This window comes from Allobosea sp. R86505 (assembly GCF_042466375.1).
Lineage (GTDB): Bacteria > Pseudomonadota > Alphaproteobacteria > Rhizobiales > Beijerinckiaceae > Allobosea.
This window is the reverse complement of sequence record NZ_JAXHPY010000001.1, coordinates 1,772,791-1,792,526: the sequence shown is the minus strand read 5'-3', so window position 1 is coordinate 1,792,526 and position 19,736 is coordinate 1,772,791. Positions and strand designations below refer to the sequence as shown.

At 68.0% G+C, this 19,736-nt stretch carries 18 protein-coding genes; 7 read left to right on the top strand and 11 right to left on the bottom strand.

The window, feature by feature from the left end; genetic code table 11:
• Positions 1-13: 13 nt before the first annotated feature.
• Both SJY11_RS08575 and SJY11_RS08570 read right to left on the bottom strand, forming a co-directional pair.
• Positions 14-1,513: a M81 family metallopeptidase gene (locus tag SJY11_RS08575; protein ID WP_376986173.1), complete on the bottom strand. Its 1,500-nt coding sequence runs from the start codon at positions 1,511-1,513 to the stop codon at positions 14-16.
• Between the two features lie 116 nt (positions 1,514-1,629).
• Positions 1,630-2,403 (bottom strand): ferredoxin--NADP reductase, encoded by a 774-nt coding sequence (locus SJY11_RS08570; RefSeq protein WP_376986172.1) that lies wholly within the window; start codon positions 2,401-2,403, stop codon positions 1,630-1,632.
• A 269-nt stretch (positions 2,404-2,672) separates the two neighbouring features.
• Here SJY11_RS08570 and pepT point away from each other — a divergent pair, with 269 nt between their 5' ends.
• Entirely contained in the window at positions 2,673-3,911 is a 1,239-nt protein-coding gene (gene pepT / locus SJY11_RS08565; RefSeq protein WP_376986171.1) for a peptidase T, read from the top strand.
• On the opposite strand, the gene SJY11_RS08560 is transcribed toward pepT, so the two are convergent.
• The gene (locus SJY11_RS08560; RefSeq protein ID WP_376986169.1) at positions 3,904-4,173 is read right to left on the bottom strand and encodes a hypothetical protein; all 270 of its coding nucleotides are present in this window, start codon (positions 4,171-4,173) and stop codon (positions 3,904-3,906) included. The genes pepT and SJY11_RS08560 overlap by 8 nt on opposite strands.
• Before the next feature lie 157 nt (positions 4,174-4,330).
• Between SJY11_RS08560 and SJY11_RS08555 the strand changes: the two genes are divergently transcribed.
• The 3 genes from SJY11_RS08555 to SJY11_RS08545 all read left to right on the top strand — a co-directional run bounded on the left by SJY11_RS08555 (position 4,331) and on the right by SJY11_RS08545 (position 11,264).
• Positions 4,331-6,664: a putative bifunctional diguanylate cyclase/phosphodiesterase gene (locus SJY11_RS08555; protein ID WP_376986168.1), complete on the top strand. Its 2,334-nt coding sequence runs from the start codon at positions 4,331-4,333 to the stop codon at positions 6,662-6,664.
• Positions 6,665-6,868: 204 nt separating this feature from the next.
• On the top strand, positions 6,869-7,564 hold the full coding sequence (locus SJY11_RS08550; RefSeq protein ID WP_376986167.1) for an N-acyl amino acid synthase FeeM domain-containing protein: 696 nt from the start codon (positions 6,869-6,871) through the stop codon (positions 7,562-7,564).
• A gap of 163 nt (positions 7,565-7,727) precedes the next feature.
• Complete coding sequence (locus SJY11_RS08545; RefSeq protein WP_376986166.1) at positions 7,728-11,264, top strand: PAS domain S-box protein; 3,537 nt, start codon at positions 7,728-7,730, stop codon at positions 11,262-11,264.
• A gap of 17 nt (positions 11,265-11,281) precedes the next feature.
• Here the strand turns inward: SJY11_RS08545 and SJY11_RS08540 are convergent, their stop codons facing one another.
• On the bottom strand, positions 11,282-12,535 hold the full coding sequence (locus tag SJY11_RS08540) for a class I SAM-dependent methyltransferase (RefSeq protein WP_376986165.1): 1,254 nt from the start codon (positions 12,533-12,535) through the stop codon (positions 11,282-11,284).
• Positions 12,536-12,754: 219 nt separating this feature from the next.
• On the opposite strand from SJY11_RS08540, the gene SJY11_RS08535 reads away from it, so the two are divergent.
• Entirely contained in the window at positions 12,755-13,168 is a 414-nt protein-coding gene (locus SJY11_RS08535; protein ID WP_376986164.1) for a DUF2177 family protein, read from the top strand.
• Here SJY11_RS08535 and SJY11_RS08530 read toward each other — a convergent pair.
• The 4 genes from SJY11_RS08530 to SJY11_RS08515 are packed head-to-tail and all read right to left on the bottom strand — an operon-like array spanning position 13,165 to position 16,178.
• Positions 13,165-14,190, bottom strand: a complete 1,026-nt coding sequence (locus SJY11_RS08530) for an SAM-dependent methyltransferase (RefSeq protein WP_376986163.1) — start codon at positions 14,188-14,190, stop codon at positions 13,165-13,167. The genes SJY11_RS08535 and SJY11_RS08530 overlap by 4 nt on opposite strands.
• A gap of 4 nt (positions 14,191-14,194) precedes the next feature.
• Entirely contained in the window at positions 14,195-15,007 is an 813-nt protein-coding gene (locus tag SJY11_RS08525; RefSeq protein WP_376986162.1) for a DUF1295 domain-containing protein, read from the bottom strand.
• A complete protein-coding gene (locus SJY11_RS08520; RefSeq protein WP_326905912.1) occupies positions 15,004-15,639 on the bottom strand; it encodes a ChrR family anti-sigma-E factor in 636 nt (211 codons plus the stop codon). Before SJY11_RS08520 ends, SJY11_RS08525 begins: the two co-directional genes overlap by 4 nt.
• Entirely contained in the window at positions 15,636-16,178 is a 543-nt protein-coding gene (locus SJY11_RS08515; protein ID WP_069056230.1) for a sigma-70 family RNA polymerase sigma factor, read from the bottom strand. Before SJY11_RS08515 ends, SJY11_RS08520 begins: the two co-directional genes overlap by 4 nt.
• Before the next feature lie 256 nt (positions 16,179-16,434).
• Here SJY11_RS08515 and SJY11_RS08510 point away from each other — a divergent pair, with 256 nt between their 5' ends.
• Together SJY11_RS08510 and SJY11_RS08505 are read left to right on the top strand one after the other, a co-directional pair.
• Positions 16,435-17,787, top strand: a complete 1,353-nt coding sequence (locus tag SJY11_RS08510) for an NAD(P)/FAD-dependent oxidoreductase (protein WP_376986161.1) — start codon at positions 16,435-16,437, stop codon at positions 17,785-17,787.
• Complete coding sequence (locus SJY11_RS08505; protein ID WP_376986160.1) at positions 17,784-18,602, top strand: DUF1365 domain-containing protein; 819 nt, start codon at positions 17,784-17,786, stop codon at positions 18,600-18,602. The genes SJY11_RS08510 and SJY11_RS08505 overlap by 4 nt, the downstream gene beginning before the upstream one ends.
• Before the next feature lie 31 nt (positions 18,603-18,633).
• Here SJY11_RS08505 and SJY11_RS08500 read toward each other — a convergent pair whose 3' ends face one another.
• From SJY11_RS08500 to SJY11_RS08490, 3 genes are all read right to left on the bottom strand, one after another.
• On the bottom strand, positions 18,634-18,957 hold the full coding sequence (locus SJY11_RS08500; RefSeq protein ID WP_291821303.1) for a hypothetical protein: 324 nt from the start codon (positions 18,955-18,957) through the stop codon (positions 18,634-18,636).
• Between the two features lie 34 nt (positions 18,958-18,991).
• A complete protein-coding gene (locus SJY11_RS08495; protein ID WP_171905196.1) occupies positions 18,992-19,291 on the bottom strand; it encodes a GNAT family N-acetyltransferase in 300 nt (99 codons plus the stop codon).
• Between the two features lie 113 nt (positions 19,292-19,404).
• Positions 19,405-19,674, bottom strand: a complete 270-nt coding sequence (locus SJY11_RS08490) for a hypothetical protein (protein WP_069056233.1) — start codon at positions 19,672-19,674, stop codon at positions 19,405-19,407.
• Between the last annotated feature and the right edge of the window lie 62 nt (positions 19,675-19,736).

Here is a 19,736-nt window from a genome sequence, read left to right as displayed (position 1 = left end):
GGATTGGGGGCGGTCAGCCGAAGACGGGGCCGAGCGGCGCGGTGCGCAGACCCGGACGCAGATGCTTCCAGGGCAGCACGGAGGGATCGACCGGCATCGGGCCGGGCGCAGCACAGACCAGGATGGAATGCGCGATCGGCTCGAAATCGGCGCGGAAATGCACGGAGCTTTTGTTCACGAGGATCGCCTGCTCGGTCGGCTCGATGCCGACCTGCCGGTACATCGCCTGGTCTGCCATCTGCGCCTTGCGCGAAGCGACGACGATGCGGACCCCGCCGATCCGCAGCGCGGCACAGGGCCCAAGATTCATCCGCGATCCCCCGAAGAAGGGGCCCGGCGCGACGAAGCGTCCGTCCGACAGCTGCTCGACGACGAACTCGCCCTCCAGCGGCACATCGCCGGGAATGCCGGACTTGGCACCGAGCGCAGCCCGGATCGTCGCCCCGACGCCCGCCTCATGCGCCTGGCGCGCCACCTCGGGATCGACGATCAGCCCGATCGCGGCCCGCTGTGCGCCGTTGCGGACGAGCGCGCGCGCCATCCCCATCGTGTCGGAATCGCCGCCCGCACCGGGATTGTCCTGCGTGTCGGCGATGACGATCGGCTTCGTCGCGCCGCTCGCCAGCCCCATCGCTTCCAGAACACCCGCATCGGGATCGAAGACCTTGCCGTTGAACGCCGCCTCGCTGGCCATGACACGCGCAGCGACCGCATCGGCCGCCCGGTCGGCGTCCTCTTGCGTCGCGCCATAGGCGACGACGGTCGGCCCGCAATCGGCGAAATCGGCGGCCGGGAAGCCAGGCAGGAAGGACAGCGTCGGCACGCTCTCGCCCTCCAATGCCGCGAGTTCGGCATAGATCGTCGCGCACGGCTCCATCGCCGTCGCCTGCCAGGCAATCGGGATCAGATAGGGGATCTGCCGGAAGGCCTTGGCGTCACGCTTCGCCGTGCCGATCAGCCGCGCGAGATAGGTTGTCGCGCGGCTCCCCGTCAGGGCCATGTCGACATGGGGGTAGGTCCGGTAGGCGACGAGCGCATCGGCGCTGTCGACCATCAGCTGCGTGACATTGCCATGCAGGTCGAGACTGGCGACCAGCGGCACGTCCGGGCCGATCGCGGCGCGCACCCGCCGCAGCGTCTCGCCCTCCCCGTCTGGAAAGCCTTCCGCCACCATGGCGCCGTGCAGATCGAGATAGACGCCGTCCAGCGGCAGCGCCGCCGTGATAGCCTCGACCAGCTCGCTCAGCAGCGTCTCGAAGGCCTCCGCCGTGACATGGGCGGAGGGGCTGGCGGCGCACCACAAGGTCGGCACCATCTCCCAGCCCAGCCCCCGCGCCGTCTCGACGAAGCCCGACGCGCCGACATTGACGTTGCGGACAGCCTCGAACACGGCCTCGCCCCGCGCCAGCGACGGCCAGCCGCCCCCTTGGACGAAGGCGTCGAGGCCCGCCTTGCTCGGTGCGAAAGTGTTGGTCTCGTGCAGGAATCCGCCGAAGGCGATGCGTGGCGACATGGGGGTAGGCTCCGGCTCGGCGACGAACCGGTGCAGGTCATCACGCCGGACGACCGCCTACAAGGCCGAAAACGAGCCGGCTGCCTTTCAAAAAGGCAGAGCTGGCCTGCGTCCCGTCACTTCTCCACGAAGGCGCGCTCGACCACATAGGTCGCCGGCGTCGAGCTCGAGCCCTCGACGAAGCCGCGCCCCTCGAGCTGGGCCTTCATGTCGGCCAGCATCGCCGGGCTGCCGCAGAGCATGACGCGGTCATGCGCGGCATCGGCCATCGGCAGGCCGAGCGAGGTAAACCAGGCCTCCGAAGCGAAGAGCTCCGTCACGCGCCCGCGATTGGGGTAGTCTTCGCGGGTGACGGTCGGGTGATAGATCAGCTGGGCCGAGACCATCTCGCCGATCAGTTCGTCGGCCGGCAGGTCCTTGCGGATGAAGCTCTCATAGGCCAGCTCCGAGACCAGTCGCACGCCATGGATCAGGACGATCTTCTCGAAGCGCTCATAGGTCGTGGGATCGCGGATCAGGCTCATGAAGGGCGCGAGCCCCGTACCGGTGGAGAGGAAATACAGGTTGCGGCCGGGCACCAGATTGTCGTGCAGCAGCGTGCCGGTGGCCTTGCGGCCGATCAGGATTTCGTCGCCGGGAACGATCTTCTGCAGCCGCGAGGTCAGCGGCCCGTCCGGCACCTTGATGCTGAGGAATTCGAGCTCCTCGTCGTAAGGAGCGCAGGCCATGCTGTAGGCGCGCAGCAGCGGCCGCCCCTCGACCATCAGGCCGATCATCGCGAACTGGCCGGCCTCGAAGCGGAAGGCGGGATTGCGGGTGGTGCGGAAGCTGAACAGCGTGTCGTTCCAGTGATGGACCGACAGCACCTTCTCGACAAACTGGTTGCTCATGCTCGCGTCTTCCGTCCAGCCGTTGCGTTCCGCATCGCGGGGCGTGGCCGTCGGGCGATGCGCGGCCACTCCTCTTCGAAGCCGGCGCGGAAGGCAAGCCGTTCCCTGCCTGCGTTGGCGCCATCTTTGCGCAAGCGGCTTGCAGATCGCGCGGCACCGCGCCGGAGGCAAGGCCCTCCCGACCCCGCCCGAACGGGTCGCCCCGGCGCGAAACCTCCGCTATGTCGGATGATCGCCGCACCGAGAGAGCGAGCGAGACCGGAGCGACCATGACCATCCGCGCCCAGCTGATCGAACGCTTCCTCCGCTATGTCGCGATCGAGAGCCAGAGCGACGCCAAGGCGACCACGCTGCCGAGCACGCCTGGCCAGCAGCGCCTCGCCGATCTGCTGGCCGGGGAACTGCGCGCGCTCGGCCTCGCCGACGTCGTCGTCGACGACCACGCCACCGTCACGGCGGTGAAGCGCGGCAACCGTCCGGGCGCTCCGCGGATCGGCTTCATCGCCCATCTCGACACCGTCGATGCCGGGCTGTCCCCGGTCATCCGTCCGCAGGTGCTGCGCTTCGAGGGCGAAGATCTCTGCCTCAACCGCGAGCAGGACATCTGGCTGCGTGTGGCGGATCATCCCGAGATCGCGCGCTGGAGCGGCGCCGACATCCTGTTCGGCGACGGCACCAGTGTGCTGGGAGCCGACAACAAGGCCGCCATCGCCATCGTCATGACGCTGCTGGCGACGCTCGGCCCGGACGACGGCCATGGCGACGTCGCCATCGCCTTCGTCCCCGACGAGGAGATCGGCCTGCGCGGCGCCAAGGCGCTCGATCTCGCGCGTTTCCCCTGCGACTTCGCCTATACGATCGACTGCTGCGAGGTCGGCGAGGTCGTGATCGAGAACTTCAACGCGGCAGGGGGCGAGATCGTCTTCACCGGCGTCAGCGCCCACCCGATGTCGGCCAAGGGCGTGATGGTCAATCCGCTGCTGATGGCGCATGACTACATCGCCGCCTTCGACCGGGCCGAGACCCCGGAGCACACCGAGGGCCGCGAAGGCTATGTCTGGTTCATCGAGCTAACGGCCCATGCCAGCCAGGCGCATCTCAAGCTCGCCATCCGCGACTTCGACCGGGAGAGCTTCGCCAGCCGCAAGCGACGCGTCGCCGAGGTCGCCGACGCGATCGCCGCCCGCTATCCGACGGGGCGTGTCTCCTGCAGCGTCACCGACACCTACGGCAACATCTCCGACAGCCTGGGCGATGATCGTCGCAGCGTCGATCAGCTGCTGGCGGCGATGCGGAGCCTCGGTATCGAGCCCAGGCTGATCCCCATGCGCGGCGGCACGGACGGCGCGGCGCTGGCGGCGCGGGGCCTGCCCACCCCGAACTTCTTCACCGGCGCCTACAACTTTCACTCGCGCTTCGAATTCCTGCCGATTCCCGCCTTCGAAACCGCGTTCGCGGTCGCGCGGGCCCTTTGCCGGGAGCCGGTGTCAACGGCGCCTCTCAGCTGAGGCTGCGACCGAACCCGGCGGACCAGGGCTCTCCGGCGACGGGCTCGTCGGCGAAGCCGGCGACATAGGCGGCGCAGGACGCCTCGGCGGCCGTTGCCGCGCCGCGGCGATCGGCCAGCCGCCGCAGCAGGCCGATCTTCAGCGGGCAGGAGCCGGCGCCAGCCATGCCCGAGGCCTCTGCGAGGTCGCAGAGGCAGGTCGTGCAGGGCAGTGCCGGCCGCAGGCCGCCTGGGCTCGGAGAAAGTCCGCTGCTGAGGCTCATCGATTGGGTGTCCGGGCGGGCGCACACATCGCCGACCCGAACCTGCAACGAAAAGCCTCACCACCGCGTTAACCCAGCCGGAGGGTTCTGCCCGATACAACGGCATTTTAACCACAGCGGGCGATGCTCCCGAAATCGTAGCCCTCAGGGACGAAACATGCCCACTAAATCCTCCCATCGGGTGATCGATCAGGGATTGCGCGACGAGGTCTACGTATCGCTGGTCCGCTCGCTCTATGCCGATCCGCGCACGCTGATCGTCGGCTCGAGCGGGACGGTTCTGGCCGCCTTCGTCTCGGGCGCGATGACGGGTCACCCCGTCTTCTATGGCTGCGCCTGCGTCCTCCTCGCTCTCGCGCTGATCCGCGCCACCGATGTCGCCCAGTTCCGGGCTGCAGCCAAGCGGATCCGCGACCCGCACGAGGCGACCCGCTGGGAAATCCGCTACACCGTATTCTCCTCCGCCTATGTCTTCGTCTTGGGTCTGTGGTCCTTCCTGACCTTCGCGCTGCACGCCAGCCCCCCGGTCCAGATCCTCGCCTTCTCGATGACGCTGGCGAACATGATCGGCGTGGCCGGCCGCAATTACGGCAGCCGCATGCTGGTCATGACGCAGTTGAGCTGTGCGGGCGTGCCGCTGCTCGCGGGTCTCACGCTCGGCGGCAACAGTCATTACGCGATCGTCGCCTGCGTGCTCGGGCCCTTCCTGCTCAGCTTCAAGACCATCGCCGACAAGCTGCGGGCGACGCTGACGACGGCCGTCGTCTCCGCCAAGCATGAGCGCCTGCTCGCGGCCCGCCTGGAGGCCGCACTCGACAACATGGCGCACGGCCTCTGCATGTTCGATCGCAACGGCATGCTCTCGCTGGTCAACAGCCGCCTGCCGGCGATCGTCGGCCTGCCCGTCGGCCTGGGGGAGCCTGGCCGCAGCATCGGTCGTTTTCTGGTCCGCTGCCAGCGCGCGGGCCTGATCGGCCGTACCCAGCTTCGCAGCCTCGTCCTCGCCGCCCAACTCGCCCTGCGCGATCACAGCGAGGCGCGGCTGACCGCCACGCTCGCCAATGGTCATATCCTCGAGCTGACCTTTCGCACATCCGGCGCCACGGGCACTGTGGTCGTGATCGAGGACATCACCGAACAGCGCCAGCAGGAGGACACGATCCGCCAGCTCGCACTCTACGACCCGCTGACCAGCCTGCCCAATCGCAGCCTGCTGAAGGCGCATCTCCAGTCGCTGATCGGGGACGCCGGCAAGAGCTTCGCGATCCTGTTCATCGATCTCGACCACTTCAAGAAGGTCAACGACACGCTGGGCCACCCCTGCGGCGACGCGCTGCTGGTCGAGGTGGCGCGGCGTCTCACGGCGCTTCTCGACGGCGCCTCGCTGATCGCCCGTCTCGGCGGCGACGAGTTCGTCGTCGTGATCCCGGATGTGATCGACCGCGCCGCGCTGGAAAAGATCACAACGCGGGTCAGCACCAGCCTGCTGCAGCCCTACGAGATCGAGGGCAACGCCATCGTCAGCAGCGCGAGCATGGGCATCGCCATCAGCCCCGACGACGGCCGCGACCCCGACATCGTCATCCGCAACGCCGATCTTGCGCTGTATGATGCGAAATCGAGCGGCCGTGCCTGCGCGCGCTTCTACGACAGCAGCATGATCGAGGTGGCGCGCGCTCGCCGCATCGTCGAACTGGACCTGCGCGAGGCGCTGGCCGAGGACCAGTTCGAACTGTTCTACCAGCCGATCGTCGCCATCAGCACCGGCCGGATCACCAGTTGTGAGGCGCTGCTGCGCTGGCGCCATCCCGAACGCGGCATCGTCGCCCCCGGCGACTTCATCGGCATCGCCGAGGAGGTCGGCCTGATCACGCAGATCGGCCGGGTCGTGCTCGACAAGGCCTGTCGCGAGGCGATGTTGTGGCCCGACTGCGTGTCGGTGGCGGTCAACATCTCGGCCATCCATTTCCGCGGCGAAGCGATCATCGAGGACGTCGCCGGAGCGCTCGAGCGCAGCGGCCTCGACGGGTCGCGTCTCGTCATCGAACTGACCGAGTCGGCCCTGATGCAGGACGATGCGCAGGCGCTGGCGATCCTGATGCGCTTGCGGAAGATGGGGGTCCGGATCGCGCTGGACGACTTCGGCACGGGCTATTCCAGCCTCAGCTATCTGCAGTCCTTCCCCCTGCAGAAGATCAAGATCGACCGCTCCTTCGTCTCCGGCGGACGGGAGACGCAGAAGGACCAGACGCTGCTCGTCGGCATCGCACGCCTGTGCAAGGAGCTCGGGCTCACCGTGGTGGCCGAGGGTGTGGAGACGGCCGAGCAGCTCGACAACCTCGCCAAGATGGGGGCGATCGACGAGGTTCAGGGCTATCTGCTGGCCCGTCCGCAGGCGACACCGCTGGTGCGAGATCTGATCACCGCCTTCGCCGCGCGCTCTCTGACGGCGAAGGTCGAGCGGCTGCCACTGCGGCGGAGCGTCCGCTGAAATCGCCGCCGGTCGCGAGACCGCGAGGACGACCGTCACATCTTCGTCGCAGTGGCGCGAAATCTGTTTCGAACGACGTAGCGGCAGGCTGAAACTTGTGCAGCCCGCGCCTTGACGCGTCGCTGATCGCACGACGATGGTTAATTCCAGTTAACCATCACCGGTCGCATCATGGTCCAAGCCGTCGCTCACCAGGGATCGTCCTTGAACGATCGTGTCATGCGGGCGCTCGAGCGGATCGATTATCGCCCGGCCCTGTCGCACGAGGACCGGGAGCAGGTCTTCAACCTGCGATACCGGGCCTATCTGCGCGAGGGCGTGATCGCCGCCAGCGAGGACGAGCGGTTCACCGATCCCGTCGACGAACAGCCCAACTGTCTGATCTTCGGCGTCTATGCCGATGGCGAACTGGCCGGTGCGATCCGGCTCAGCATCTCCATTCCCGGCCTGCCCCAGATCCCGACGGCGCACGTATTTCCCGACACCGTTCTACCCCAGATCGAGGCCGGGCGCATGCTCGTGGACCCGACACGCTTCGTGGCCGATGCGCGCTGGTCGCGCGAACTCCCGGAACTGGCCTATCTGACACTGCGTTTGCCCTGGCTCGCCATGGAGCAGTTCGAAGCGGACGTGATGCTCGCCGCCGTCCGCCCCGAGCACTACCCGTTCTATCGCCGCCTCTGGGGCAATACCGTGGTCAGCCCGCCGCGGCTGTATCCCGGCCTCGCCAAGCCCGTCATGCTGTCACAGCTCGACTATCCCAAGGCCGTCTCGCGCGTCGAAGCGCTCTACCCCTTCTTTCAGGCCCGCGAAGACGAACGCGCGGCGATCTTCGGCGCGTGTCCCCTGGCCTGGCTGCCGGCGGCGGCCGCCCATCTGGCGCAGCCCATTCGAACCTGAACGCAGGCGGACCCGTTCGGTTCCGCGCACAGTTGCGAACCGCACCTGCAAAAAACGGATTTCCTCCGCTTCCGCCGATGCTCTAGAAGATGTCCGCTTCGACGCCTCCCGGCGCGACGCTCGTGCCCGCGTCGGCGCGACGAGCCCTGACGAGCGGAATTTCATGCCCGACCCAGCACCGGTTCCGCCGTTTCTCCAGGGCGAGGGCGAACTCGCGGCGCTGATCCGCGCATTCGAATGGTCTGCAACCAGCCTCGGCCCGATCGCGCAATGGCCTGCGGCGGTGACGTCGATCGTCGGCATGATTCTGCGCTCGCCCCTGCCGATCGTGACCCTCTGGGGCGAGCCCGGCATCATGATCTACAACGACGCCTATTCCGGCTTCGCGGGTGCGCGCCACCCCGCCTTGCTGGGGTCGGAGGTCCGCAAGGGCTGGCCCGAGGTGGCCGACTTCAACGACCATGTCGTCCGCACCGTCTTCGGCGAGGGTCGGACCCTGTCCTACAAGGATCAGGAACTGACGCTGAACCGCGGCATGGGGCCGGCTCAGGTCTGGATGAACCTCGACTACTCACCCCTCCTCGGGGAGGGCGGCAGGCCGCTCGGCGTCATCGCCATCGTGGTGGAAACAACCGAAAAGGTCCGTGCCGACCGGCAACTGCGCGACGAACGCCTTCGCCTCCAGCAGATGTACGAGCAGGCGCCGTCCTTCATGGCGATGCTGGAAGGGCCGGAGCATCGCTTCACCCTCGTCAACGAGGCCTATCAGCAGTTGGTGGGCCATCGCGAGGTGCTCGGCCGGACCGTGGCCGAGGCGATGCCCGATGCCGTCGAGCAAGGCTATCTGCGCATCCTCGACGAGGTGTTCGACAGCGGCCAGGCCTATCGGACGGCGGGCGCACGCTTCGTCCTGCAGCCATCCGACGGCAGCGCCCCCCAGACGCGGTTCGTCGACTTCGTCTTCCAGCCAATCACTGACGCCACCGGGACCGTCACGGGTATCTTCGTCGACGGCATCGACGTGACGGAGCGCATCCTCGCGCAGGAAGCGATCCGCACGAGCGAGGCGCAGTTCCGCGGCTTCGCTCAGGCGATGCCCAACCATGTCTGGACGGCGCCTGCGAACGGCCTGCTCGACTGGTTCAACGAGCGTGTCGCCGAATACAGCGGCCGCGAACCGCAGGAACTGCTCGGCGCGCGCTGGCTCGACATCGTCCACCCCGATGACCGCGAGATGGCGGTCGCGCAATGGCAGGAGGCCCTCGCTTCGGGCGAGGCCTACCAGACCGAATTCCGCATTCGCAATGCGGCCGGCCAGGACCGCTGGCATCTCGTGCGGGCCGTGCCGATCCATGGCGAAGCCGGCGAGATCATCCGCTGGATCGGCACGAACACCGACATCCACGAGCAGAAGCTGGCGGAGGTCGAGACAGCGCGCGATCGCGACCGGCTCTGGACGCTGTCGCAGGAGCTGATGCTCGTTTGCGATTACGAGGGCGTCATCACGGCGGTGAACCCCTCGGCGGAACGGCTGCTGGGCTGGAGCGAGTGCGACATGGTGGGCCAGTCGCTCGCCACCTTCATCCACCCCGACGACCTCGCCCGGACCATTGCCGAGCTCGGCAGGCTGTCGCAGGGGGCGACCACGCTCGCCTTCGAGAACCGCTATCGCTCGAAGACGGGCGACTATCGCCTGCTCGACTGGACGGCAGTGCCCGATGCAGGCCGCATCCATGCGATCGGCCGCGACATCACCGAGGAACGGCGCGCCACCCGCGATCGCGACCGGATCTGGAACCTGTCGCCGGTCCTGAAGGTCGTCGCGACACGGGATGGCATCATCGCGGCCGCCAACCCGACCTTCAACAAGGTGCTCGGCTGGCTGCCGGAAGAGACCGTCGGGCGCAGCATCGTCGACTTCGTCGAGCCCGCCGATCGCGAAGCCGCCAAGGCCCGGCTGGCGCGCGTCGCCAACGGGTCTTCAATCATGAGTTCGGAGAGCGTGCTCCTGACCCGGGACGGCGAGCGACGCCGCATTGCCTGGACCAGCGTGCCCGACGGCGAGACGATCTATGCCTTCGGCCGCGACATCACCGCCGAGACCGAGGCCGCCGCCGCCCTGGCCAGCAGTGAGGCGGCGCTGCGTCAGGCCCAGAAGATGGAGGCCATCGGCCAGCTCACCGGAGGCGTCGCGCACGACTTCAACAATCTGCTGCAGGTCGTCAGCGGCAATCTGCAGCTCCTCGCGCGCGACATCGCCGGCAACGAGCAGGCGGAGCGCCGCATCCGCAACGCCATGGAGGGCGTCGCCCGCGGCTCGCGCCTCGCCTCGCAGTTGCTCGCCTTCGGCCGGCGCCAGCCCCTGGCTCCGAAGGTCCTCAACCTCGGCAAGCTCATCCGCGGGATGGACGAGATGCTCAGGCGCGCTCTCGGCGAAACCGTCGAGATCGAGAGCGTGGTGGCGGGCGGCCTCTGGAACACGATCGTCGACCCCGGCAATGTCGAGAACGCGCTGCTCAACCTCGCGATCAACGCCCGCGACGCGATGAACGGCAGCGGCAAACTCACCATCGAGGCCGGCAACGCGACCCTCGACAGCGCCTATGCCCGCGCCCACCCCGATGTCACGCCAGGGCGCTACGTGATGCTGGCGGTGACCGATACCGGTGTCGGCATTCCGCCCGACATCATCGACAAGGTCTTCGACCCCTTCTTCAGCACCAAACCCGAGGGCAAGGGCACGGGCCTCGGCCTGTCGATGGTCTATGGCTTCGTCAAGCAGTCCGGCGGTCACGTGAAGATATACAGCGAGCCCGGCGAGGGCACGACGATCCGCCTCTATCTCCCACGCTCGGTCGAGGCGGAGGAGGATCTCACCTCCCACGACAGCGGCCCCGTGACCGGTGGCGCGGAGACCATCCTCGTCGTCGAGGACGACCGGGGCGTACGCGAGACGGTGATCGAGACGCTGGCGGATCTGGGCTACCGCGTCCTGCAGGCGCCCGACGCGAAATCGGCGCTGGCCATCGTCGAGAGCGGTATCCCGATCGACCTTCTCTTCACCGACGTGGTGATGCCGGGGCCGATGAAGAGCACCGAGCTCGCTCGCCGGGCGGTGGAGCGGCTGCCGAACATCAAGGTCCTGTTCACCTCCGGCTACACCGAGAACTCGATCGTCCATGAAGGGCGGCTGGACGAGGGCGTCGAGCTCCTGAGCAAGCCCTATTCGCTCGAGCAGCTGGCCCGGAAGGTGCGCCACCAGTTCGCCAATGCCGAGCAGCGCCGGCAGGCGCTCGAGGCTCCTCCCTCGACGCAGCCCGTGGCGGCGCCGGAGCGCAAGCTGACGATCCTGCTCTGCGAGGACGATGCGCTGATCGCGATGGCCACGGTCGACATGATCGAGGATCTCGGCCATGCGGTCATCGAGACGGGCACGGCGCGCGATGCGCTCGCCATGCTGGAGCAGACCGAGGTCGACCTTTTGCTGACCGATGTGGGCCTGCCCGACATGCCGGGCACGGCCCTCGTGGAGAAGGCCCGCGCGCTACGGCCGACATTGCCGGTGATCTTCGCCACCGGGCACTCGCGGGTCGAGGGGGCGGAGACGAATGACCAGACCGCTCTGGTGGTGAAGCCCTATCAGTCCTGGGACATCGCGGCCGCCATCGCCAAGGTCGTCGGAGCCCGCACCGGCGGCTGAGGCACCGGCACCGGGCCTCAGGCCGCGGCCGCGTCGCCCGGCGCGTCCTTGAGGGTGATGGCGAACAGCCCGACATCGGTCGCCGCGCTGCGGAACCCGCCCTCGCAATAGCAGAGGTAGAATTCCCAGAGCCGGCGGAAGGGCTCGTCGAACCCCAGCGGCCCGATCGACTGCCATTGGACCAGGAAGCGCCGGCGCCACTCCTGCAAGGTCAGCGCGTAGCTCTCGCCGAAGCTGAAGCGCTCGGCGAGATCCAGACCGGCCGCGGCGATCTGTTCGCGCATCGCGCTCGGCGAGGGCAGCAGCCCGCCGGGGAAGATGTAATGCTGGATGAAGTCCGCGCCGCTGGCATAGGAGGCGAAGCGGCTGTCCTCGATGGTGATGGCCTGCAGCACGATGCGCCCATCCGGCTTCAGGCAGTCGCGGAGCGTCGCGAAATAGCTCGGCCAGAATTCGCGGCCGACGGCCTCGATCATCTCGATCGAGACGATGCGGTCGAATTGCCCGGTCGTGTCGCGGTAGTCCTGCAGCCTCAGATCGACCCGGTCAGACAGGCCCGCCGCCGCGATCCGCTCCCGTGCATAGGCGAGTTGCGACGGCGACAGCGTGATGCCCGTGACATGGCAGCCTTCGCGCGCGAGCCGCTCGGCCAGGGCGCCCCAGCCGCAGCCGATCTCCAGCACGCGCTCGCCGCCCTTGAGCTGCAGCCGCTCGACGATGAGGTCGAGCTTGGCGGCCTGCGCCTCCTCGAGAGTCTGCCCCGGCTGGGTATAGAGCGCAGAGGAATAGGTCATGCTCTCGTCGAGCCACTGGGCATAGAAGGCATTGCCCAGGTCGTAATGCGCCGTGATGTTGCGCTTGCTGCCGCGGCGCGTATTGGCGCGGCCGAGATGCAGCATCCGTGTCACGGCGCGTGCGGGCCAGGTTCCCGAGATCAGCGCGCGCAGGGTGTGGTCGTTCACCGCCGCGAGCTCGATCACGGCCGTCATGTCGGGGCTGCTGAAATCACCGTCGCAATAGGCGCGCGCAAAGCCGATGTCACTTTGCAGGACGAGCCGGCGGATCGCCCGCCAGCGCTTCAAGACGATGACGGCCTCTGGTCCGGGCTCGGGTGCCTGCTGCACCAGGACAGAGCCGTCGGGCGTGACCACCGTCAACCGGCCCCGGGCCAGAAGCGCCATCAGCTTCGCCAGGAAGGCCCGAGACAGCCCGAGGCTCCAGTCGTGGCTCGGCCGGTCCAGGGTGCGCTGATGCGTCTCTCTCGTCGTCATGCTCTGAGACCAACCCTTCTGGAACGCGACCCCGATCTGGGCGTTGGTCGCAGGCGGAAGACCGCTGCGCCCCCGCCTTCGTTTGGGGCTTTCCATTCCATACGCTGCAACCAAGCAAACAGATTTGCCGCGGCAGCGTCCAGTGAGGCCCCTCGCCAGGGCCGGGCGATCCGTCGCGCGGCCGGCGTCGTAAGGCTTCGTCGTCAGCCGGAGAACGTCATGACTTTCATCGCTGGTTATTTCGTCTTCCTGCTCGTCTTCGGCGTCATCGACGTGATCTGGCTGTCGGTGATGGCCGGCCGTCTCTATCGGCCGCCCCTGGGCGAGATCCTTCTCGAGAAGATCCGCTGGGCGCCGGCACTGCTGTTTTATTTCGCCTTCCCGGCCGGCCTGATCCACTTCGCCCTCATGCCGGCACTGCAGGCCGGTTCGGCGATGGCAGCCTTCGTCAATGGCGGGCTGCTCGGCCTGCTCGCCTACGGGACCTACGACCTGACGAACTACGCCACCTTGCGGCCCTGGACACTGAAGATCACGATTGCCGACCTGATCTACGGCACGGTCGTTGCCGGCATCTCGACGCTCGGCGCCTATGCCGGCGTCCTGACGATGCGCGGCTGGGGCTGGCTCTAGGCCGGCCGCAGCCGGTAGTGGCCGACGCCCCAGGACTCGCCGGCGGCGTAGCCGAACAGACCGCTCGTCGCGAGGAAGAAGAGGCGCCAGCGGCGCCGCCACAATGCGGCGTCCGGGCCGTAGACCTCGGCGAGGATCGGATCGATCACTGATAGGTTGCGGTCGAAATTGCTCAGCCAGTCATCGGCGGTCCGCCGGTAATGCTCGCCGCTCCAGTGCCATTCCTGCTCGACCGCGAACAACTCGGGAAAGCCGTGGACGATCGTGCGGCTCGGCATCAGACCGCCGGTGAAGAAATGCTGGGCGATCCAGTCCGACTTGTCGTCGATGTCGAAGCGATAGCACGCCGTGCGATGCGTGAAGACGTGCAGGAAGAGCCGTCCCTCCGGCTTCAGCCAGCCCCGGGCGCGTGACAGGAGCTCCGTCCAGTTGGCCATGTGCTCGAACATCTCGACAGAGACGATCCGGTCGAACCCGCCCTCGCAGGCGAAGCTGTTCATGTCGGCGGTGACGATCCGCAGATTGCTCAGCCCGCGCGCCGCGATCTCGCCTTCGATGAAGGCCCGCTGCGAGGCCGAGTTCGAGACCGAGACGATCTCGGCTCGCGGCAGCCGCTCGGCCATGAACAGCGAGAGCGAGCCCCAGCCGCAGCCCAGTTCGAGGATGCGCTGCCCGTCCGCCAGATCGGCATGCGCGAGCGTCAACTCGAGCGCCCTGACCTCGGCCTCGTCGAGCGTCGTCTGCGCCGTCTCGTAATAGCAGGACGAGTATTTGCGCCTGGCCCCGAGCACCGCCTGGAAGAAGGCGGCCGGGACCTCGTAGTGCTGCTGGTTGGCGGCGTCGGCGTGCTGGGCGATCGGATAGGCCGCCATCTCCCGGATAAAGGCGCTGTCCGGCTGGACGTCGGCCTGCCGCAGCCGGCGATCCGTCCGGCCGACCAGCGTTGCGATGCCGGCGCGGGTCACGACATCGGGCAGTGGCAGCTTTTCGCCCCAGGTTCCGAGATTCTGGAGAACGCCCATCGCTTCAGGCCTCTTTGGCGGCGGGCGGCCAGGGCAGCAGCGCGCTCGTGCGGCGCTGGTAGGCACGGTAGGCCTCGCCATGCTTGGCGACCATGTGTTCCTCCAGAGGCGGAATGCCGGAGATCTTGGTGAGGAGCAGCGTCATCGCCAGCGGCGCCAGCACGGCGACGAAACCATAAGCATAGCCGGAGAGCGCGATCGCGATCACCGGATAGGCGGCCCACAGCACGCATTCGAAGAAGTAGTTCGGGTGCCGCGACCAGGCCCACAGCCCCGTATCGCAGATCTTGCCCTTGTTGGCCGGATTGCCCGCAAAGGCGCGCAGCTGACGGTCGGCCACGGCCCCGCCACCGACGCCGACCGCGAAGATCAGCACGCCGATCAGGTCCTGCAGCCCGAGCCCCGGAGCCGGGTTGTGCGCCGCCAGCACGATGGCGATGGCGAGCGGCGAGCTGGCCAAGGCCTGCATCATCATGAAGCGGAACATCTGGCGGTCCTTGTCGGCCCCCCAGTCGCGCTTCAGCTTGGCGTAGCGCGGATCGTCCGAGATGCCGCGCGTGCGGGAGGCAACATGCAGGCCAAGCCGCAGCGCCCAGGCCGCGGCGAGCGCAGCCACGAGCAGGCGCCGCGACATCGGCCCGTCCCCGAACGGAAGCAGCGCGGCGACCACGCCCGTCGTCCCAAGCCCGAAGGTCCAGATCGCGTCGACCCAGCCGGAATTGCCGGTGCGCCGTTCGACCAGCCAGGCGGTCGTCATCGCGGCGGCCATGAGAGCCGCGACGGTCGCCAGCGCTAGGACGAAGGAGCCGAAGGTCACAGCCGCACCAGCGGTTGCAGCAGGCGTCCGAGCCAGCCGCGGAACCTCACCTCTCCCGTCAGGGCGACAATGCAGGTGCAGCCCTCGACGGCGTCGACCCGCGGGTGATGCTCGTGGTTCTCGTTCGCCTCGTCGAAGTCGCCGCGGCCGAACCGGCCATATTCATGCTCATAGGCGCCGGCGAGAATCGTCGTCCACTCGTTGCCGGTGTGGCGATGCTCGGGCAGCCAGATGCCGGGCGCGGCGCGCAACATGAAGACCCGCGCCTGTGCGCCGGGCACATGGACGCGCCGCATCGCCACGCCCCGGCCGATCGGATGCCAGCGGCCGAGTTCGTAGGGCTGCAGCACCTGCGGCAATCCGGCCTCGACCGCGCGGACCGGAACCGGCACCGGCGCCTCGCCTGGCTCGCGATCGAGCCGGGCCAAAGCATCCTCCGCCGAGGTCAGCATCGGCACGGCCTCGCCTTGCGCCAATACGCCGCCGCCGACGGCCTCGATCTCGCGAAGCGCCTTGGCCGAGGCGGCGTTGATTTCCAGATGCGCGGCGACGACGAGCGACATGCCCTCATCCAAGCGGCCGGCGGAAAATCCGGCCAAGGTTTCGTCCGACGCGAGATGCCGGGCGTTCATCGCAGATCCTCCAGATGCCGGCGCAGATGCGCCATCGCGAGCCGCAGTCGCGATTTCACCGTCCCGAGGGGGATCGAAAGCCTTTGGGCGACATCCTGATGGCTGAACCCCTCGAGGAACGCGAGTTCCACGACCCGGTATTGTTCTTTGGACAACCCCTTGAGTGCCACACGCACCCGGGAGTCCCGCTCCGACCCGGAGAGCACCGCATCGGGCTGCTCCGGACCCTCTTCCTCTTCGAGAATCTCATAGACCTGCGACAGCCGCGAACGCTTTTCGCGGCGGGCATGGTCGATCCTGAGATTGCGCGCGATCGTCGCGATCCAGGTGCTGGCCCCGGCCTTGGCCGGGTCGAACAGGGCGGCCTTGCGCCACACCGTCATCAGCGTTTCCTGGGCCAGTTCCTCTGCCAGATCGGGGGGCGTGCCACCGCGCATCAGCAGGCCCTTCACGCGCGGCGCGAAATGCTCGAACAGCTGCGCGAAGGCGCGCCGGTCGGCAGATGACGCGATGGCCTGAACGAGAGCGTCTGCATCCATGGGAACGCTGGTCGAACCTCTCCGCACCCCGGCCGGAGCCGGAGGTCGTGTCGTGCTGGCTGTCTCGGACGTTGCGAACATGACCGCTTTACGCAGCCGGCCCGCATCTGGATCAGAGCACCGTCAACTCAACCGCCCTCCGCGAATGGAAGCCGGCTGTCAGACCGGCTAGCACCTGTCGCCGTCCTCATAAAGACTGAACCGAAGCCGGGAGCCGTTCGTACCCGTGACGAAACATCGCGACACAGGTCGGTTCATGCACGGCTCCCTCCATAAACGCCTCGAGATCGCAGTCGTCGGCTCCGGCATCGCCGGACTGTCCTCGGCCTGGCTGCTGTCGCAGGCCCATGACGTCACGCTCTACGAAAGCGCGACGCGCCTCGGCGGCCATGCCAACACCGTCGACGTTCCCCAGACGAGCGGGGCCAGCGTGGCGGTGGACACCGGCTTCATCGTCTACAACGAGGCGACCTATCCGAACTTCAAGGCGCTGATGGCCCATCTCGGCGTGGCGACGAAGGCGACCGAGATGTCCTTTGCCGTCTCGCTCGACGAGGGGCGCCTCGAATACAGCGGCACCAGCCTGTCGGGCCTGTTCGCCCAGCGCCGCAATCTGCTCAGCCCGCGCTTCTGGTCGATGCTGAGCGACCTTCGACGCTTCTACTCGCAGGCGACGCAGGATGCGCTGGCCCAGTCCCCCAGCAGCCAGTCGCTCGGCGACTATCTCGATGCCGGCCGCTATGGCGTGCCCTTCCGCGAGGATCACCTCCTGCCCATGGCGGCGGCGATCTGGTCGGCCCCCTGCAATGAGATCCTGGCCTATCCCGCGGCCGCCTTCATCCGCTTCCACCACAATCACGGCCTGCTGAAGCTGACCAACCGGCCGGTCTGGCGCACTGTCGAGGGGGGCAGCCGCTCCTATGTCGAGAAACTGCGGGCCGCCTTTTCCGGAGAGGTCTGCGCCGGCAACGCCGTGCGCAGCGTCGCGCGCACGGCCGATGGCGTCATGCTGGAAACGGCCGAGGGCGCGCGACGGAGCTTCGACCATGTCGTGATCGCAGCCCATGCCGACCAGGCCCTGGCGATGCTGTCCGACCCCTCGGCGGAGGAACGGGCCCTGCTCGGCGCCTTCCGCTACAGCCGCAACCGGGCCATCCTGCACAGCGACACAACCCTGATGCCACGCCGCCGCAGTGCCTGGGCGAGCTGGAACCATCTCGGCGACCGGGCGGCCCCCGACGCGCCCTGCGCGGTGACCTACTGGATGAACCGTCTGCAGGGCCTCGAGACCGAGAAGCCGCTCTTCGTGACGCTGAACCCGCCCCGCGATCTGGCGCCCGAGACCGTCCTGCGCGACGAGATGTATGAGCACCCGATCTTCGACGGACCGGCGCTGGCCGCGCAGGAGCACCTCTGGTCGCTCCAGGGCGGCCGCAACACCTGGTTCTGCGGCGCCCATTTCGGCTCCGGCTTTCATGAGGACGGACTTCAGGCGGGCCTGGCGGTGGCCGAGGACCTCGGCGGCGTGCGCCGGCCCTGGAACGTCGCCGAGGAATCCGGCAGGATCGTCCGCACGCCGCTCGCCACGGCTCTGGAACAGGCAGCATGATCGGCCAGGCCGCCTCCGCACTCTATGTCGGCATCGTCCGGCATCTGCGGACGCGGCCGCGCGCACACAAGCTCGCCTATCGCGTCTTCTGGATGCTGCTCGACCTCGACGAGGTCGACACGCTCGCGGGACGTCTGCGCTGGTTCTCGCGCAACCGTTTCAACCTCTACGCCTTTCGCGACGCGGATTATGGCGACCGCAGCGGCGCACCGCTCCGGCCGCAGATCGAGGCCCTGCTCAGGCAGGCCGGACTCGAGCCCGATGGCGGGCCGCTGCGCCTGCTGACGATGCCGCGCATCCTCGGCTATGCCTTCAACCCGCTCAGCACCTGGTTCTGCCACCGCCGCGACGGCGAGCTGATGGCGATCGTCTACGAGGTCCACAACACCTTCGGCGAGACGCACAGCTATGTCGCGCCCGCCGCGGGCGAGGCCCGCATGGTGGCTCAGGAGGCCGAGAAGCGCTTCCATGTCTCGCCCTTCATGGGGCTGGACATGCATTATCGCTTCCACGTCGTCCCGCCGGGCGAGACGATGTCCGTCTCGATCGACGGTTCCGATGCGAGCGGGCGCCTGATCGCCGCTACCATGAGCGGAAAGCGGCGTGACATCTCGGACAGCACCCTCCTGGGGCTCCTCGCGAGCCATCCGTTGCTGACCCTGAAGGTGACGCTCGCGATCCACTGGCACGCGCTGCGCCTGGTCCTGAAGCGGATCCCGTTCTTCCCCCATCCCGCACCCGTGGAGCCCAACGTCACGCTGGGCCGCGAGGCCCCCGCCGCCCCGTCCGCGGCCATCGGGTCCTCGCCGACGTGAAAAAGGCGCCAGCAGGCGCATCTCGCACCGGCTAGCGGTGGCGCTTCGCCTGCCAACGCTCGATCCGGTCGATGATCCACATCGTGAACCGGGCCATCGGCCGCCGCAGGAACGGCACGTCGGACGCAATCAGCATCAGGCCGAGCGGCAGCATCCAGACGCCCAACACCGGCAGGAATGAAAACACGCCACCCAGGATCAGGACGAGCCCGACCGGCAGCCGCGCCCAGCGCGACGCCGGGTGGCGCAGCCAGCGCAGCGATGACGCGACCCGGCCCGGCAGCAGGCGCTCCAGCCTCTTGAAGGCGGCGCGCAGTTGCTGCTGCGCGCTGGAGAGGGGCTGCGAGGAGCTCATGCCCCGTCCCCTCCGGTCATTGGTGTCTCGCTCATCACCGGGATGTCAGCACATCGGCGAATTCGGGGTGGCGGCGCGCCCAGGCGGCGACGAAGGAGCAGGCCGGCACGACCCGCCGTCCGCTCGCCCGCGCCTGCTCGAACAGGCCCCGCACCAGCAGCGAGCCGATGCCCTGGCCGTTGAAGGCGGGAGGGACTTCCGTATGCGTGACGATCAGCCTGTCCCCGTCGCGGCGATAGACGGCGAAGGCCTGTCCGCCGGGAAACGCCAGTTCGAAGCGCCCGGCCGTGGCATTCTCGACCACCGGACCGTCGGCGCCCTGCACCCTATCCATGAAAACCTCTGCTGCGACTGTGCCGACCTTATGTCGGTGCCACGTCGCCGGAGTTCAACCGGACAGGTCGATGCCGGTTCCGGTCAGGGCGATCGCCCGCCTGCCGAGCCGCGTCAGTGACGGGTGCCGCTGCTGAAGGCTCCGGTGCGGACCTTGTCGGCGAGCCCCTCGGCGAAGATCGCGGTCGCCTCCTCGCCATAGGTCTCGACGAGCGTGCGGAAGGCTGCAAACAGCGCGGCATGCGCCAGCGCGTCGCTGTCGAGCCCATCCTGCTGCGCTTCGGCGAAGGCGTCCTCGACATAGCCATAAGCGACGCGACGGGCGTCGTGGCTGTCATCGGTCGAGACGAGGTCAAGCGGCAGGTCGTCGGAGATGATGGACATGAAGGCGAGGACTCTACGGCTGGCTTTGATCGGCTTCTTGTCGCGCACCGCCCGCGCTGATG